This window comes from Actinomyces glycerinitolerans (assembly GCF_900098745.1).
GTDB lineage: Bacteria > Actinomycetota > Actinomycetes > Actinomycetales > Actinomycetaceae > Actinomyces > Actinomyces glycerinitolerans.
In genome coordinates this window covers 1-1459 of the sequence record NZ_FQTT01000018.1, presented here as the reverse complement: position 1 = coordinate 1459, position 1459 = coordinate 1, and the positions used below count along the sequence as shown (strand labels likewise).

Below are 1459 nucleotides of genomic sequence, written 5' to 3'. Positions count from 1 at the left end.
CTGTGTTGTCTCATGACTTCTGGGACTGTTGGATCTCATGACATCTGGGAGTGTCAGAAGTAGTGAGATTCTGGGGCGGTGTGGGTGGGGTTGGGTTGGGGGATGGGTTATGCAGTTTCGCCGTTCAAGCGTCAGCGCATCATTGAGTTCGACTCGCGGGTTGCGGGTGTGAGCGTGGAGGAGTTCTGCCGGCAGGTGGGGGTTTCGAAGTCCTCGTTCTACCGGATCCGTAAGCGGGCCGAGCAGGAGGGACCGGGGGCGGCGCTAGTCGCCCATTCCAGGGCGCCGCTGCACCCGGCGCGCCGTTGGGATGAGCAGGTTGATGAGCGTATCGCCCAGATACGCCGGGAGCTGGTTGCCGACGGGAAGGAGGCGGGTGCGTGGTCGGTGTGGTGGGTGCTGTCCGGGGCGGGGGCCAACCCGGCCCCATCGCGGGCGACTATTGCCAGGCGCATGCGGGCCATGGGGTTGGTGGTTCCGGCGCCGCGTAAGCGCCCGCGGGTGTCTTTCAAGCGTTTCACGCGTACCAGTGCCAACGAGCTGTGGCAGCTGGACGGCATCGAGTGGCGCATCCAGGAGCGGCTGGTGACCATCTACCAGGTCGTCGATGACTGCTCCAGGGTGCTGGTGGCGCTCAAGGCGGCCTGGGGCGGGGAGACGCATGAGGCCACCCGCCAAATCCTGTCCGAGGCCTTCGACTCCTGGGGGCGGCCCGCAGCCGTCCTGACCGACAACGGCAGGGCTTTCAACACTCACCGCACCACCGGTATCGGGCGGACGGAGAGGTGGCTCGCGTCGCTGGGGATCCGTCCGATCAGCGGCGCCATCGGTCACCCACAGACCCAGGGCAAGGTCGAAAGCTCTCACAAGCCCCTCCAGCTGTGGCTGGAAGCGCACCCCTACACCACCCTGGAGGACCTCAACACCGGCCTGGAGTGTTTCACCGCCTACTACAACACCGAGCGCCAGCACCAGGGGCTGGGGATAGCCATAACCCCCATACGCGTGTGGCACCAGGTCCCCCGGGCCCTACCCAACCCCTCCCCGATCAACCTTGACGCGCTGTCCGGACCGGTACCGCTGAGCCTGCCGCAGGCAGCCAGCACCGACCCGGCCATTACCAGCAGACAGGCCCTGAGCAACGGGAGCGTGACCTACAAGGGCCGGATCATCTACGTCGGTTCCTTCATGGCCGGCCAGACGATCGAGTTCCGCCAGTACCCCACCCGCCTGGACCTGTACGACCAGGCCGGAACACACTTCGCCGCGATTCCCTGGCCCCAGCCCACCCAGGCCCAGACCCACAGCCGGGCCACCATCAACGCCTCCAAACCACCCAACAGAATCATCACCAGACCACCCCGCTCACCCCGCTCCCAACCGTCCCAGAAGCTTTGAGACTCAACCGTCCCAGAAGTCATGAGATCCAACCGTCCCAGAAGTGTGGAGACAGCACAGT

At 65.5% G+C, this 1459-nt stretch carries 1 protein-coding gene; it reads left to right on the top strand.

Annotated features, from left to right (window positions below):
* Window positions 1-102: 102 nt before the first annotated feature.
* The gene (locus tag ACGLYG10_RS15455; RefSeq protein ID WP_073334017.1) at window positions 103-1398 is read left to right on the top strand and encodes a DDE-type integrase/transposase/recombinase; all 1296 of its coding nucleotides are present in this window, start codon (window positions 103-105) and stop codon (window positions 1396-1398) included.
* Window positions 1399-1459 lie beyond the last annotated feature (61 nt).

Excerpts from the sequence above, each read along its gene's own strand:
- ACGLYG10_RS15455 (WP_073334017.1), top strand. The coding sequence starts at position 103 with ATGGGTTATGCAGTTTCGCCGTTCAAGCGTCAGCGCATCATTGAGTTC.